This window comes from Aliiglaciecola sp. M165, from assembly GCF_007197995.1.
GTDB lineage: Bacteria > Pseudomonadota > Gammaproteobacteria > Enterobacterales > Alteromonadaceae > Aliiglaciecola.
The window spans coordinates 477,690-493,767 of the sequence record NZ_VKKH01000004.1 but is presented as its reverse complement, the minus strand read 5'-3'; the positions used below and the strand labels follow the sequence as shown (position 1 = coordinate 493,767).

Genomic DNA, 16,078 nt, shown 5'->3' with positions numbered 1-16,078 from the left:
TTTTTTAAGCTTTTACAGCGCCTTGCGGGTTGGCATGGCTACGTTGGCAAAAATCAATCCAGCGATTAAAGACATCAAAATCAAAAAGGTTTCTTGGCCTATATGCTCAGCCTTGATGATATCTTGCCCTGAGATAAACGAATTCAGTCCAATGTAGGTTTTTGAACCTGGAACCAACACAATCAAACCATGCATAGCTGCTATAGTGGAAGGTGCATTAACGATTCGTGAAAACGCGTTGGCAAATACGCCTAGGGCAAAGGCCCCTAAAAAGGCACCCAAACCGTTGTCTAAAAATCCTGACCCCCAAGTCGATGCACTGTACGCAATAAAGGTTGATGCTATTGCCCAAGGGATATGCTTAGGACGGGTTCTAAAAATGGCGACTAGACCAATGCTCAGCATCAATACGCCGACCCAATTGAACCAAAAGGGTAGGGTGTCGGCTACCTGAATGTCTTGTTGTCCAAACAAATGACTGCCTAATGTGATGCCAATAAATGCACCAAAATACAACTTGAACAATTGCATCATTGCATCCATCACCCGAGCAGTGCCTGATACCATGTTGCGTGACGACAATTCGGCGAGCCCCATTGTCAATGATAGACCCGGCACCAGGATAATCAGGGAAGATAAAATGATCAGCCAAATATTAAACCCACAGGCAAAATAATAGTTAATGGCACAGGCAGCAAATCCAACTGTGAATGATGCAACAGGCTCAAGCATCAAACCGACGCGACGAGAACGCAGCGCCCATAACGTCCACACATAAACCAGAAGCCCAAGCGCACCGGACCAAAAAATTTCAATTAAACCCGCGCCCATCAACAACGCAAATGCACTGGTTGATAAACCAAATGCCAGTGCCGTGAGGAATTTATTGTAAGGGCTCGGTGTCGCATCAATCTCGTCAAGCCTTATGCTGGCTTCTTCCAATGAGATTTCTCCAGCCAAAAGCTGGTTAGCCAACTCGTCAGTCAGTGACAAGGAATTCATATCCAATTCACCCGGCTGCATACGCGCCGCGTGATTGTATTCTTCTTCGTGACGATCAGACCAAAGCACCATAGAAAGAGACGTTGGGGTAGAGATAAACGAAGCGTGCACACCCAAGTAAGTGGAGATTTCCGTTAAGTAGGCTTCCAGACGAAAAGATGGCGATCCATACTTGTGCAACATCTTGCCAAGCTTAAGAATAAATCTACGGATTTGAATAAATTCTTTTATGTCCATCTTACTGCTACTACTTCTGAAATATGCACTGTTGTTTGAACGTGCGATTGCTACAAACGGGCGCGGATTGTATGGCCAGTCAAAACATAGTTCAACGAATATTTATTGTACAGCTCAGATTAAAAAAACTAATGAGTTAACATAGTGTGAAAGGAGGTGGATTTTGATGTTAAAAGTATAGAAATTCACCAACAAGAAAACGAGCCATTTCGTGGTGACCTTCGGGCAAATCGCAGAAAACCGCAACGCAGCCCCAAAAACAAGTTAAAGGATTTGTATATGATATCGCCTATTCTCTTATGTATCTCTAAGACTTCGCCCTACTGTTCACATATGATAAAACCTCAACCCTTCCAACGCCAATAACACCACATCTGCACTATATTCACCATCGACATTTTTGACCACTGTGATGGCACGGTTGTGGTCGCGGCACAATATCATCATGGTGGTGCCGCCATTACTGCCACCTGAATGCATGACCGCGTTGTCAAAGCTGGCCATCAGTTCTTGGGCTTTGGGGTTGTTTACGTAATAGCTGCGGTTGATAAAGTTGTCAAAATCTATCATCCAGCCAATTCCATAGGGCAGGTCAGTGCCATCAGTAAGTGTTGCGCGACTGAGCATTTCTTTGCGGGTTTGCTCAGCTAGAAAGCCTGGCTGGGTATGGGCGACGGCAAATTGAGATATATCTGACGGCGTTGCCAAAAAACCGCCTCCGGCGTATTTGTATGAATGGTCCGATTGTGGTGCGTTAATCAGTTTGCCATCTTTTACATGATAAGGACGCTGCCTTAGTGGAATAATGTCTGCCTGATCATCAAAAACGGTGTCGTCGAGATTCAGTGGTTCCAATACCTGAGCAGTGATTATTTGCTTAAACGACTTACCACTTGAAGCACCTTCCATTGCAGCGGCTATTAACGAAAAAGCGAAGGTTGAATATTTGTATTCTGTGCCTGGTGCAAACAGTAAAGGATCGTGTTTAAACAGTTCCAGGCTATCGACCACAGAGTCATAGTTTTCGTTCAATAGAAACTCTTCTTGGCTATTGTAGTGACGAATGCCTGAACTATGAGACGCCAACTGCCTCAGGGTAATCGTAGGCATCAGCTCGGGCCAGCTAGACACATAGCGTTTTACCGGAGCATCTAAATCGAGTTCGCCTTGCTCGACCTGACGCATCATGCCTGCAACGGTGATGAGTTTTGCTACGCTGCCAATACGCATTTTGTGTTTTGCGGTCATGGCTACATTATTTTCAATATCTGCAATACCATATCCTTTCGCCCAAACTACGCCTGACGAGTCTGCGATGGCGACATTGATACCAGGCACGGTTGGGCTTTTAACCGCATTGGAAAATAGGCTGTCGAGTTTTTGATGTTCGGTGTTTTCTTTGGCGTTTGTGCAAAAAGGCAGGGTGATGGCAAGACAAAAAGTGATTATTAGAGATTTTGTTAACACTAGTAATGGCATGTCGGTTTTTCCATATTGACGAAGTTTTACTATAGGGGTTTTTGTTTTGAAATGGCAGGTTTGTTTGGGAGATTCCCGCCCAAGAGCGTCGCGGGAAAGACGTGTGGGCTAAGCGTTGCGGGAAAGACGTGTTAGGGGGAGGCGCGTGAATGGCTTGTGTGGAGGCGTAAAACAACAACGTCATCCCGGCAACGCTCTTTAAGCCGGGATCTGTTTGGGTTGTGGTTGTTTTTGAGATTCCCGCCCAAGAGCGTCGCGAGAATGACGTGTGGGGTGAGCGTCGCGGGAATGACGTGTTAGGAGGGGCGTCGCGAGAATGACGTGTGGTTTAATCCAGATTAACCAAATAGTGATAATTGTCAGTGCGGCATAGACTCACTCTGTACTCCATGGCTTTGCCATCCAGTGAGTGGGCTACCCGCGTAACCCGTAACAGCGGCTCGCCGGCTTTCATATCCAAGCGCTTTGCACAGTCTTCAGTGGCGAGCACAGCTTTGATGCTGTCGCTGGTTTTGTGCACGGTCATACCGAAGTCGGTTTGATAAAAATGATAAAGGGTGTGGGGAATTTCCTTCAAGGTTTCAATACCGGAAAACAAGTTTTGTGGCAGATAGATTGTCTCTAAAATGCAAAACACATCGTCCAGGATCCTTCTCCGTTTTAGCTGAATCACTTTTTTTGGTGATTCATCTGAGAGTTCAAGTGCCTGTTTAATTTCTTCACTGGCATCGATAACCTGAATATCATCCAATTGTGCGTGAGGGAGCTCGGGCTTTTTGCCATCACCAATTAATGGAAAGAAACGATACAGACTACTATGGCCTGTGTGCTCAGAAACAAAGGTTCCCACCCCTTGTTTGCGGGTCAGTATTTTAGCATCCGTTAAGGCATTCAACGCCTTTCGCATGGTACCTTGACTGACACCAAATTCGCTGGCGAGCTGAAACTCGTTGGGCAACACATCACCTGGCTTCCAACGTTGTTCGACGATTAGCTGAGTAACATGTTCTTCCACTTGTTTATACAGTGGTTGAAATGCCAGATTGCGGCCACTAAGTTTATTGTCGAATCGGTTTTCGTTCATGTTTACTATTACTACCAGTTCATGCTGCCATATGGGTTGTCGCGTTTGTATTCACTTTTTCACATTGTGAACCGAACGACTGATTATGAGATTATCACAATTTCGTATAAGACCAAATTTAGTCCGTTGACAAGAATTTAACACTACTATAACTTGTATCTTATATAAGATTAACGTATCGCAATCAGAGTGCAAACTGAATTGCGCCCAATGTGAATGCTCATTTATGTCGTCTCTTGATCTTGCAACACCCAATTGGAATTTAATTTCACAGCTTCACATTACCGGCAGTGCGTCGAGTGATGGCGCACAGGTTAGTGTCGAAACCAGCCAAGGGCTTCTCAACGTCTGTCTCATCGACGGAGGCATGAGAATTCGCATGGGCGACCAGCAATCTCCGGATTACGGTATCTTGTTGAATCAGCCGGAGCCACTGGCGTGTGTGCTGGAACAATCTGCCGAGACGCTTTCCTTGAGCGCAGGCTCGTTGCATCTTGAAATCAACAAAGCCCCTTTTAGTTTTTGCCTGACATTAAATGGCAAAGTTGTGCAACGTACCCCCAACGACGGACATTTTGTGCGCCAGTATCGCTTGCCGCCTTTTGCGCTAACCGACAAAGGTTGGCTGTTTAGCCTGGATTTAGCTCACGACGAACCCGTTTACGGTCTTGGTGAAAAGTGGAGTGGCCTAAATAAACGTGGCCAACTTTTACGCTCTTATAATTTTGACGCTTTGGGAGTCAATGCCGAGGTATCTTATAAGAATACGCCATTTGCCTGGAGCCCATTAGGTTGGGGATGTTTTGTGCATACCCCAGCGCCTGTGACGCACTCTGTCGGTTTCCCCGCATGGTCGCAAAGGGCCTATAGCCTATTGGTAGAAGACGAAGTGCTGGATCTGATCCTTTACGCAGGTAACAGCGGCGCCGCCTTGATCGATCAGTACACTCACTGGACAGGGAAATCACCGGTACCTCCACTTTGGAGCTTAGGGGTAATTTTGTCCAAAGCCTATTATCAAGATGTTCCCGAGCTGTTGGCCACGGCCAAAGCGGTGCGCGAGCATAAAATGCCTTGCGATGTCATCACCTTGGATGGTCGCGCATGGCAGGATACCGACACCCGGTTTGCATTTGAGTGGGACCCCAAGCGATATGATGATCCTGCTGCGGTGATAAACGAACTCAAGGCGCAAGATTTCAAAGTCTGTGTGTGGGAATACCCCTTGGTGTCGGTGAACAATCCATTGTTTGAGAAAATGGCACAAAAAGGCTGGTTGCTTAAAGACAAACGCACTGGCTTGGCGTTTCGTTATCAATGGGATATGAGCGCTTTTGGAGAAGTCCTTACACCTTTACCAGAATCGGGCATCGTTGATTTCACTCATCCCGACGCGTTTGAATTTTGGTTGGAAAGTCACAAACCCTTGTTTGATCTCGGCGTAGACATGATTAAAGCCGATTTTGGTGAGCAGGTGGAAGACGATAATATGCTTGCTTACAGCGGTGACACTGGCCATCGTCTGCACAATGTATACAGTATGTTGTACAACAAATGTGTCTATGAGGCGGCAAAAAAATATTCGAAAAACGGCCCATTTTTGTTCAGCCGTTCGGCCTGGACAGGCTCGCAACGATTCCCCAGTCAGTGGGGAGGTGATCCTCAGGCAGATTGGGGCGGCCTGGCGGCGAGTATTCGAGGGGCGTTGTCTTGGGGTATGTCCGGTGCACCGTTTTTTGCCACCGACGTTGGCGGGTTTTATAAAGACACTCGCGACGCAGAGCTATTTGTGCGTTGGTCTCAGGCTGCGGTGTTCTCCGCGCATATGCGTTTACACGGTATAGGTCAGCGAGAGCCCTGGAGTTATGGTGATGAAGCCGAGCAGGCAGTCACTCAGGCGTTAAAACTACGGTATCAGCTCATTCCTTATCTTCAAGCGGCTATGGAGCAAGCCAGCACCAGCGGTTTACCCGTTATGAAAGCCATGGTTCTCGCTTTTCCAGACGACAAACTGAGCTGGTCGTTTGAACATCAGTTTATGTTTGGACCACACATGCTGGTAGCTCCTTGTTTGGTTCCCGGTGGTCAAGTGTCGGTCTATCTGCCTAAAGGCAAATGGCGACGATTCCTAACCGATGAGCTATATGAAGGCAGTCAACTGGTTAACTTGATCTTGGCAATTGATGAAATGGCAGTGTTTGTTTGTGATGGCATTGAGATTCCGTTAGGGCCAGAAGTGGAGCATACTGAACAGCTTATTGCGCTTAACGCGCACCAAGATAAAAACGCACAAAATGGGAACTAGCCATGTTTACCAAAGGACTGCAACAATATCCGGAATGTCATTGTGAACATTAGCGCCATGCTGCTTAAACTGGCCAAAGGACTCGGGTTGGTCAATGTTAAAGTCGCTTTGTTGGGCCGTAACGTGGCAGCAATATTGTTGGTCATGATGCTTATTTTTATTCTGGCCCAAGTCCTTTTTCGGATTTTGGAAAACTCCTTACCCTGGACTGAAGAGCTATCTAAGTATGCCATGGTGTGGGTCGCGTGTTTAGTCGCCCCCTGGGCTTATCGGGAAAACCTCAATGTGTCCATTGAAATGTTCGCTGATGCTTTACCGCAAATGCTGCGTAAAATCAGTGAATTGGCGATAACCATATTAGTCGCGCTAGTCAGTGCGATATTCTTCTTAGAAAGTCTCGACTTTTGGGTGGGTGGATTACAAATCAATGCGTCTTCTGTGCCGGTCAAATTGGCGTATTTTTACAGTTGTGCCCCCTTTGCTTTTGGCGGCTTGTTTCTCATCGCGATTGAACGCGGGTTAGTGCAATTGGCTTCAATAGTTGACCCAGACTCTGTCACTGCATTGCGGGAGGCCAGCTAACATGTCGCTCAGTTATTTTTGGATCTTCATTTTACTGCTCACTGCTGGCACGCCCGTGGTTTTTGCCCTTCTAATTGGCCCCGGAGTCAGTTTAATGATAGACGGCAATGAAGTGTTTTTCTCTGCCTTGCTGAACCGTCTTTATTCCGGGATGAACTCCTTTCCATTAATGGCTGTACCCTTTTTTATTCTGGCTGGCGAGCTGATGAATCAAGGAGGGATTACCCGATCGATTGTGCATTTTAGTCAAACCTTGATAGGCCATCTTAGAGGTGGTTTGGCGCAGGTGAACATTCTTTCTTCAGTTCTCTTTGCAGGATTGTCGGGGTCGGCAGTTGCCGATACGTCAGCTTTGGGGAAAATGCTCATTCCAGCAATGGAGCAAAATGGCTATAGTCGCCGTTTTGCCGCAGCGGTAACTGCCGCCTCATCGGTGATAGGGCCGATCATCCCGCCTTCGGGGATCATGATTTTGTATGCCTTTATTATGAATGTTTCGGTTGCTGGCATGTTCTTAGCGGGGATTGTTCCCGGCTTGTTAATTTGTGCAGGTTTGATGTGGGTGACTAGCCGAATCGCCAAAAAACGCAATTATCCTGTGGCGAACGCAAAGGCCACTTGGGGTGAACGTGGCAGTGCTTTTAAATCATCATTTTTACCCTTGTTAACTCCGGTTATTTTGCTTGGTGGTATATTGTTGGGGGTATTTACCCCCACAGAAGCGGCGGCGGTGGCGGCGGCCTATGCACTCGTGATCACCCTGTATTTTACCAAAACCCTCACGCCTAAATCCTTGCCAACAGTATTTATCAATGCGGCAGTGCAGTCGGGTACCATCTTGTTGTTAGTCGGTTCAGCGGTAACCTTTGCCTGGATCATCACTGTCTCAGGTATGGCAGATATGCTTGCAGGCGAGTTGGTGGGGATCACGGAAAACGTGTTGTTGCTGTTGCTCATTATTAACTTGTTCTTGTTTGTGATCGGTATGTTTTTGGATGCAGGTCCGGCAATTTTGATTTTAGGTCCGGTACTGGCACCAATTTTTATTAGCCTAGGCATTGATCCACTGCATTTTGCTGTGATCATGTGTGTCAATCTTACCGTCGGTTTGGCAACTCCCCCGATGGGTTTGGTGCTGTTTGTTGCTGCCTCAGTATCAGACGAAAAAACTGAAAATATAGCGGTTGAGATGTTGCCTTTTTTGGCGGTTGAAGCCCTGGTGATCTTCGCCATTACCTATTTCCCCGCGTTGACAATGACCTTGCCTCGCTGGTTTGGTTTTGCCTAGAAGATGACATCCATGAACCAAAAGCAAATAAGTGAAAAGCAAATAAGCAACAAACGAACACTTTTACTGAGTATTTATGCTTTGGTGGTGATCGGCTGCGGGATCGGTTTGTATCAAGCTGAATCCAGTCAGGCAGAGTTCACCATAAAAGCCGCCATTCAAGCGTCAACGTTGGATGAGGATTACACCGGCTTGCTGGCTTTTAAGCAGTATGTCGAAGAACACAGCGAGGGTAGAGTACAGGTTCAGCTTTTCGCTTCAGGTCAGTTCTGTGGCAATGTGCCAGAGTGCATCGGCAATTTACAAAAAGGTGTGTTGGAGATGTTTCCTACTACCGCAGGTGGCACAGGCAACTTTTTCGCCCCGGCGCAGGTTCTTGATCTGCCCTATGCATTTAGTGGTGACGAACAGGCTGAATGTGTTATGCAAGGTCCCATAATGGATAAAATGCGCGAGCAAGTATTAGAAAACGGCTTGCAACTGCGGTTGATGGGAGTGACCAATACCGGCGGTTGGCGTAACTTTGCGACCACTGAGACGCCGATTCGGTCACCTGCCGATTTACAGGGAGTGAAAATCCGTACAACGCCAGCAAAGGTGCAACAAGAACTGGTTAAACAGTTGGGCGCGAATCCGACTCCCGTTTCCTGGGCGGAACTATACACAGCGTTGGCAACCGGTGTAGTGGATGGCAGTAAAAATGGTATCCAGGACATTATTGGTGCCAAACTCGAAGAGCACTTAAATTACATCGTGCTCGATGGGCATTCTTACATGGCGGCTTTGTGGTGGTTTTCAGAGCCTCAATGGCAAAAATTACCAGAAGATATCCAGTTAATCATTCAGCAAGGGTTTGACAAACAGCGCATCGCAGCCAGAGACAAAGTCATTAATGGCGAAAGTGAATCTTACGCCTTGTTTGAGAAAGCCGGTGGAACGGTTTATCGTCCAACACCTGAGGAAAAGCAGGCATTTATCGACGGAGCGGCGCAAATGCGTCAATGGTTTATCGATAATTATGGTTCTACTTGGCTAGAAGCACTTGATGAAACCGTGCAAAGCTGCCGCTAGCCACACTTTTTTAGTTTATTTGACGGATTGCCCACGTATTTATTGTCACATTCTGTGACATCTTAATCTCCACAACTTTAACTTAAATTTCACAAAAAGATTGCATCTTCATAACGAATTGGGTAGTTTTCTAGTATATCTTCTGTCTTATATAAGATAGTAAAACAAAAATGTCAGAAGATGGCGTTTTAATGGCACAAATTCTAAGCATGTTGTAAAGCAGTGTAATGAAACACACAGGCTTGTTTGCGCCGCCTGATGCAATGACCAGGCGAGCAGATGATAAGTGTCGACGCGAATAAAAACAGGACACATCTTGGAGAACACAATGTTAGCAAATAAAAAAGCATTCCGACCCTCAAAACTCAATTCCAGCGTCGTGCGCGCATTGGCGTTAAGTTCATGCATGCTCACCGGCTTTGCCGTGAACGCACAGGAAGAAGGCGCCCAAGAGCGTGAAAGCCTTCTTGAGAAGATTACAGTGACTTCACAAAAACGTGTAGAAAGCCTCAATGAAGTCCCCGTGGCGGTTTCAGTGCTGCGTGAAGATCAAATTGCCTCGGCGTTCACTGCTAACTTGGAAGGGTTACAAAGCCTTGTTCCTTCTGTCAGTTTCCGAAAAGGAAACACCACCCGTAACTCGGCAATCACCATTCGTGGTATCGGTACTATTTCATTCAGTATTGCGGCAGAACCAAGTGTTTCTACCGTTGTCGATGGCGTTGTGCTGGGCCGCTCTGGCCAGGCATTTGTCGATCTATACGATTTAGAGCGTGTGGAAGTGTTACGTGGTCCTCAAGGCACATTGTTTGGTAAAAATGCCTCTGCCGGTGTAGTCAACATCACCACTAAAAAGCCTTCAGGTGCCTTTGAAGGAAGCTTTGAAGCAACCATGTTCCAAGACAATGAATATCGCATCAAAGGTAGCGTTTCTGGTCCTTTAAATGACAATGTCAGCGGTAGCCTAACCGTTTTGAAATCTGGCTTTGATGGATATATTGAAAACGTCTTCAATAACGAAACCACCAGTGGTTACGATAAAGAAGGCGTGCGCGCAATGCTTGCTGTTGAGGCATCTAGCGATACCGATATTCTATTTATCTTTGAAAACGTAAAATCAGATGACGATTGTTGTGCTGATTTAGAGTTAACGCCCAGTGGACGTCATCAATCTGAAGCGTCACCAAATAGCACGGGTACTGGCGATTTAGATTTGGAACAGCGTCAAATCGATCACGATTTTGAAACCCGTACCTTGGACGAGTCCACGTCATTCTCAATTCAGGTAGACAAGTCGTTAGACGATCATACGTTCACGTCAATCACCGCGTATCGTAATTGGGAAAATACCGAATTCCGTGAAGGGGATTTCACTTCAACTGCAGGTGATCTGCCATTGCCTGTGTTTGGCGTCCCTTTCCAATTGCATGATATTGGTCCTCAAGAATGGAATACCTTTTCGCAAGAATTCCGTTTAGCGTCTTCCACTGCGAACGCGCTCGAATACCAGGTTGGATTCTTCTACTGGAAACAAGAATCTGAGCGAAACTTTACTCGTGATGCCAGTTGCCAAAATAACAATGGTCAATTCCCAGCGGCTATCAGCACATACTTGTCTGACGTTGTTGGCATAGATAGCCCTACAGAGCAGCAGGTCAACGACTTTATCGCGGCTGAGGGCTTAAGCTGTAATTCAAACGATATCGTCAGTGCGACGGCATTTATGGAAACAGAGTTCCAAAACATTGCACTATTTGCCGATGGTAAATATAAATTCAATGACGATTTTAGAGCGTTATTTGGAGCACGTTTCACCGAAGATGAAGTAAGTTTCAAACATAATCGCAGCAGTAATGATGAATTTAGCCGCACGGGTGTGGGCGTGAGAAGTTTTGATACTGACTTCGATGGCGAAACTGAAGAATCCAATTTCTCCATTAAGCTTGGCTTACAACATGATATTGGTGACAGTGGCATGGCGTATTTCACCTATGCGCAAGGTTACAAAGGCCCAGCGTTTAACGTGTTCTACAACATGGCACAAAACGATACCTTGCCAATTGGTGAGGAAACCTCTGATTCTTACGAAATTGGCTACAAGTATGCAAGCAGTGATTTAGTATTCAACGTTGCTTTATTCCGCACCGAAATTGACGGTTTCCAAGCGAACAATCCTGAATTGTTAGACGGTGTATTCATCACCCGATTGACCAACGCAGGTTCGGTAATCACTGAAGGTATTGAGGTTGATTTCTTATGGCAGGCTACCGATAACTTCTCATTATCTGGTGGTCTAGCGTCTGTGGATGCTGAAGTGGATGAATTCCGCTGCCCAGTTGGCTTAGAAACTTGTGACGGACGTTCTGGCGCAGATTTGCCGTTTTCACCTGATCTAAAATACTCAGTGGTAGGTGAGTATTTCTGGGAATTGGATGAAATGGATGTCATCTTAAATGGCTCTTACGTCTACACCGACGATATCTTTGCTGGTGGACCTGGCGCAACTGCGCAAACAAACCCAGAAGCGTTATTGCCAAGCTATGGAATTGTAAATGCAAGTCTGGCTTTTTCGTTTGACGATGACGCCTATCGTATTTCAATCATTGGTAAAAACCTGACAGATAAGAGTTTTGTTACCACTTATAGCGGTGACGGATTCCGTTATCAAATCCCGCGTGATGCTGACCGTTACTTTGGTGTGCAGTTACGGGTGAATTTCTAATCTAGTTTTAAAACGTGTGTGTGTTGGCGCCCCATCTTGGAATAGATGAGGGCGCTTTTTTGTGTCTACTACACAGTTGATGAAGTAGGCAATGACTACTAAGCTTCGTTGTAAAGTATCCATTGAATTGTTTTGGGGATTAGCTTTGTGGATTTTCGCTCTCATCATGTTTGTTTGCTGGGCAATCCCGCAGCATTCGTTGGCGGAGTCGAAACCTATTACCCTCACCTTAGCGATTAATGCCCCTGGTTCTGCTCCGTATCTTTATCTTGATGAAACCAGTCAAACCTATCAAGGCGCGGTAATGGATTTTTTCAAAAGCCTGTCCTATGAGTCAAATATCCAAATTGAACTATTGGAAACTAGCCGTTCGCGGATTGAACGATTTACCAGAACAGGTGTAAATGATGTATTTCTTTCCAGTAAAGCGTGGCTAAGTTCACCTGAAGGTTTTGTGTTTAGTGAACCTTTCATTGAGCACAAAAGTTACCTGTATTCGTCAAAACCATTTAAATCAGATTTCGCGTTAGCAAGTCTAAAAAACGCGTTGGTGTGCACGCGTTATGGGTACACTTATCCCGTGTTGCAAGAATATTTCGAAAAGGGAACTATGATCAGAGTGAATTCCAGTAGCCAGGCCACTATGACTAGTATGTTGGTGAAAAATCGTTGCGACTTTGCGATTATGAACGAATATAACGCTCGTTCAGCATTCCTTTCAACATTGGATTGCAACCACACCTTCTATCAATCACCCACTATTGTAAGTAAAGTCGATTTGGTTTTTGTGGTGAATGCGACTAAACAGCGGTACGTGAAAGACATCAATCAACACTTAATGAATTTCATCCAGTCAGGTCAGCGTGACAAAGCAATGTTGGAACATACTGGAGGGTTTTCATTTCCTTTTCGTGCGGCGTGTAGCGTAAATGAGTAAGTTATCGAGATTGATATGATGTGAAGGACGCCTAACCGTCATCCTCTCAAGGGGTTAGCCTAGGTTCCCCAAATACAACGCAATCCAAAGAGAAGTTTAAAGGTAAGGGATTGCCAGCAAAATTAACCCTGCAATCCAAGCTGTCTCAGCAACAAGCATGATGATTGGTTTAGCGCCTACGGTGAGCAGCTGTTTCAGGTTTGATTTCATACCAATGGCGGCGATGGAAATGACCAGTGCAAAACGAGAAATCTCAGTAGCACCTTGAGTGACGGCGCTGGGCAAATCTACCACACTGTTGACCGTCATTAAGATGACAAACGCGATGAGAAACCCAGGAATACCTGGTGGTTTAGAATCTCCAGTATGTTTAAGGTTCATTCTTAAAACCAACAAGATGCAAATCACTACCGGCATGAGAAAAGCTACTCTGACTAGTTTGGTCAGCGTAGCTAAGTCTCCCGTTTGTTCTGAAACTGAATATCCTGCGCCGACTACCTGAGCAACATCGTGAATGGTGCCGCCTAAAAATATGCTGGTACTGGTTTCGTCCAGATTCAGTAGACCAGCAACGATGGGATAGAGCACCATGGCTATAGTCGATAATGACGTAACACCAATGATAGTTAGCAGGGTATCTCTGTCTTTATTTTTGCTGTCGGGTAAAACGGCAGAGACTGCCATTGCCGCGGATGCACCACAAATGCCGACGGCGCCGCCGGTAAGCACGCCAAATCGCTTTTGAAGCCCAAAGACTTTGGCTAATAAAATACCAACAAAAATGGTGCTGCTTATGGCCACAACTAGCAGTATTGCAGTCTTCCAACCAAGAGCAGCGAGGTCGCCAAAGGCGATGCGCAGGCCAAGCAAAGCAACACCAATGCGCAAAATATGACATGCGGTAAACTCTATGCCTTCTTTGCATTGGGTGTCTTCATAAAGAAAAGATAGAGCAATGCCCAGGAGTAACGCGAATAACATTGCGGGGGCGCCATAATGTTCGCTTAAGAACAACGCTGCTAATCCAACGATCGCGGCTACCCAAATACCGGGAAGAGCTTGCCTGATTTTATTCAATGAAGACAAACTCCTGTTTTAGACAGCAATGACGCATCGACCTAGTCAATCGCCAATGCAACTAAAACTTGGCGCTTTCTATCACCAGAATATGACCTTCTGCCGTGCATAGTCAAATAGTTGTCAACCAAGGCGACATCACCATCTTGCCATTCCAAATCAAAAGTGAAATCGTTGGCCAATCTTGTTGCTAATTCTAACCCTTCAACGGGTATATGGGTGCCGTCGCCATAGGTAATAGCGCTAGAGGGGTCTTCTTTCACGCCTTTCCATCCCATGTAGGCCGCAATAAGTTGATTGTAAAAAACTTGGCGCTCTTCACCCATTTGGATCACAGCGGGCAATACTGGCGTGGTCGCTTTTAAACTGCCATCTACTAACCATTTCCAGGTATACCCCAAATCAGACAGTTTTGCCTCTGCTTCTTCGATACTGTCGACACTCAAGGTACTTTTCCAGCTTCGACCTTGACCCGAGTTGGGATCATTTTCGGCAGGCATGTGCGTTGTATACTTTAACCCCTTACTAATGAAATTCTGTGCCAATTCAGGTTGTTGATTACGCAATTCGTCGAACAACATGTCTGATCGACACAACGGCGTTGCTCCTCCCTGATCAGCTGCTGATTGGCAGAAGAAAAACAATTTGCTCGGCGAAATAGGCGTTTGGGCCATTTCGTGATGCAGATATATATCTACATCTTTTGGCGCTTCGTTAGCTGTGAACACACGTTCAGTAAAGTTGATCCGAACCGCGTTTGAAAGTGATTCTTGATACGTAAAATTTGGATAATCAAACGCATTGCTAAATTCGTCAAATGATTCAGCAGAATCTACCGGAAAACCACGAAAAAGCACGGCACCAGAGTCAGCAAGTGCTTGTTCTAAATCGGCTAGGTTGTTTTTAATCCACTGTTTGCACTCGTCAACGCTCTTAATCGACCCGTCATTTACGATCACTTGCGGAAAGACGTGCTTTCCGTCGTGGATTTGTTTGTCGACTGGCGTAAAGGTTAAATGATCCACTGTGACCTCGTTTTAATCGTAAATAGGATAAAAAGTATTAAACGCAGCCTCGCAGAAATCACCAGGGTCATTGAACCGACGATTGCTGTTTAATGCTGATATTTGTTGCATTTCGTCTTCGTTTAACTCGAAATCAAACAGTGCCAAGTTCTCTGCCATGCGCGCTTTTTTTGTTGTTTTCGGAATGATTGCTGTCCCACGCTGCACACCCCAACGCAAAACGACTTGGGCAGGCGTTCTACCGAGCCGACTTGCCGCTGCTTTTACTGCGGGTTGTTCTAATACTGATTCGCTGGCACCGGCCATGTCCAGTTCAAGATACGACAGGGCACCAAGCGGAGAAAAAGCGGTAACTTGAATATTGTAGTGATTAGCCAACCGGATAAGTCTTTCTTGGGTTAAGTAAGGGTGGCTCTCAATCTGCAAACTGCTCGGTTTAATGGTCGAATAAGCCATTAAGTCATTTAACAATCCAGAGTTGTAGTTACACACCCCAATTTCTTTTACCAGGCTCTTGTTCACTAATGCTTCCATGGCTTGCCAGGTCTCGGAAAGTGGTACAGGAGCAAGTTCCATGCAGGGAGTGTCGGCGTCGGGATCGGTAATCCACTCCGGTGGATATCGAACGTCAAAATCCACATAAGGCTGCGCAATGGGAAAATGAATAAGATACAAGTCCAAATAGTCTAACTGCAGGTCATTCAAGGTGCGTTGCAAAGCAGGTTCAACGTGTTCCTTTGCGTGGAATGTATTCCAAAGTTTTGAGGTGATCCACAACTCTTCTCGGGTCACCAAGCCATCAGCAATTGCTCTTGCAATGCCTTCGCCAACTTGCTTTTCGTTTCCGTAATCGCAAGCGCTGTCTAAGTGGCGGTAGCCCGCTTTAATGGCATCATAAACGACTTGGGCACAATCTTTAGGATCAATTTTCCATAAACCAAAGCCAACTTTGTGCATATGGGTGTGGGTCAGGGACATAGTCTGGGTCTTATATTGGTCTTATATAAGACACAAGATTATGCGAGCTCTACAGCTTTGTCAATCGAATACGGATTAGTCTTTTAATTAATACCAATCCACATAAAGAAGTGATCACTTCCTTGTGTGGATTGGTATAGCCCTACGCAGAATTGCAGTTGCAGCTTGCAAAGATACAAAAATAGGGGTTTTGAGATGAAATTTGGGTGCAAGGCCGTTTTTGTTTCAGTTGAGGAACAACATTAAAAACAAACCTAACACCCAAAAGCGCACAGGCGGTGAGCAGAAAAA

At 45.8% G+C, this 16,078-nt stretch carries 12 protein-coding genes; 6 read left to right on the top strand and 6 right to left on the bottom strand.

Annotated elements, in window-relative coordinates; translation table 11 throughout:
• Positions 1-12 precede the first annotated feature (12 nt).
• The 3 genes from FM019_RS09475 to FM019_RS09465 all read right to left on the bottom strand — a co-directional run bounded on the left by FM019_RS09475 (position 13) and on the right by FM019_RS09465 (position 3,802).
• Complete coding sequence (locus tag FM019_RS09475) at positions 13-1,239, bottom strand: threonine/serine exporter ThrE family protein (RefSeq protein WP_143835666.1); 1,227 nt, start codon at positions 1,237-1,239, stop codon at positions 13-15.
• Between the two features lie 327 nt (positions 1,240-1,566).
• Positions 1,567-2,718 carry a serine hydrolase gene (locus tag FM019_RS09470; protein WP_143835665.1) on the bottom strand — a complete coding sequence of 384 codons (1,152 nt, stop codon included), beginning with the start codon at positions 2,716-2,718 and terminating at the stop codon, positions 1,567-1,569.
• A gap of 328 nt (positions 2,719-3,046) precedes the next feature.
• Positions 3,047-3,802 carry a GntR family transcriptional regulator gene (locus FM019_RS09465; protein ID WP_143835664.1) on the bottom strand — a complete coding sequence of 252 codons (756 nt, stop codon included), beginning with the start codon at positions 3,800-3,802 and terminating at the stop codon, positions 3,047-3,049.
• Positions 3,803-4,028: 226 nt separating this feature from the next.
• Here FM019_RS09465 and FM019_RS09460 point away from each other — a divergent pair, with 226 nt between their 5' ends.
• The 6 genes from FM019_RS09460 to FM019_RS09435 all read left to right on the top strand — a co-directional run bounded on the left by FM019_RS09460 (position 4,029) and on the right by FM019_RS09435 (position 12,707).
• Entirely contained in the window at positions 4,029-6,107 is a 2,079-nt protein-coding gene (locus FM019_RS09460; RefSeq protein WP_143835663.1) for an alpha-xylosidase, read from the top strand.
• A 42-nt stretch (positions 6,108-6,149) separates the two neighbouring features.
• A complete protein-coding gene (locus FM019_RS09455; protein ID WP_260681586.1) occupies positions 6,150-6,689 on the top strand; it encodes a TRAP transporter small permease in 540 nt (179 codons plus the stop codon).
• A gap of 1 nt (position 6,690) precedes the next feature.
• Positions 6,691-7,977, top strand: a complete 1,287-nt coding sequence (locus FM019_RS09450; protein WP_143835662.1) for a TRAP transporter large permease — start codon at positions 6,691-6,693, stop codon at positions 7,975-7,977.
• 42 nt (positions 7,978-8,019) lie between these two features.
• On the top strand, positions 8,020-9,048 hold the full coding sequence (gene dctP / locus FM019_RS09445; protein WP_143835811.1) for a TRAP transporter substrate-binding protein DctP: 1,029 nt from the start codon (positions 8,020-8,022) through the stop codon (positions 9,046-9,048).
• 328 nt (positions 9,049-9,376) lie between these two features.
• Positions 9,377-11,770 (top strand): TonB-dependent receptor, encoded by a 2,394-nt coding sequence (locus FM019_RS09440; protein WP_143835661.1) that lies wholly within the window; start codon positions 9,377-9,379, stop codon positions 11,768-11,770.
• 91 nt (positions 11,771-11,861) lie between these two features.
• Positions 11,862-12,707: an ABC transporter substrate-binding protein gene (locus FM019_RS09435; RefSeq protein WP_143835660.1), complete on the top strand. Its 846-nt coding sequence runs from the start codon at positions 11,862-11,864 to the stop codon at positions 12,705-12,707.
• Between the two features lie 96 nt (positions 12,708-12,803).
• Here FM019_RS09435 and FM019_RS09430 read toward each other — a convergent pair whose 3' ends face one another.
• The 3 genes from FM019_RS09430 to FM019_RS09420 are packed head-to-tail and all read right to left on the bottom strand — an operon-like array spanning position 12,804 to position 15,787.
• The gene (locus tag FM019_RS09430) at positions 12,804-13,784 is read right to left on the bottom strand and encodes a YeiH family protein (protein WP_143835659.1); all 981 of its coding nucleotides are present in this window, start codon (positions 13,782-13,784) and stop codon (positions 12,804-12,806) included.
• Positions 13,785-13,825: 41 nt separating this feature from the next.
• Positions 13,826-14,809, bottom strand: a complete 984-nt coding sequence (locus FM019_RS09425) for a TauD/TfdA family dioxygenase (RefSeq protein ID WP_143835658.1) — start codon at positions 14,807-14,809, stop codon at positions 13,826-13,828.
• Positions 14,810-14,821: 12 nt separating this feature from the next.
• On the bottom strand, positions 14,822-15,787 hold the full coding sequence (locus FM019_RS09420) for an aldo/keto reductase (RefSeq protein WP_143835657.1): 966 nt from the start codon (positions 15,785-15,787) through the stop codon (positions 14,822-14,824).
• Between the last annotated feature and the right edge of the window lie 291 nt (positions 15,788-16,078).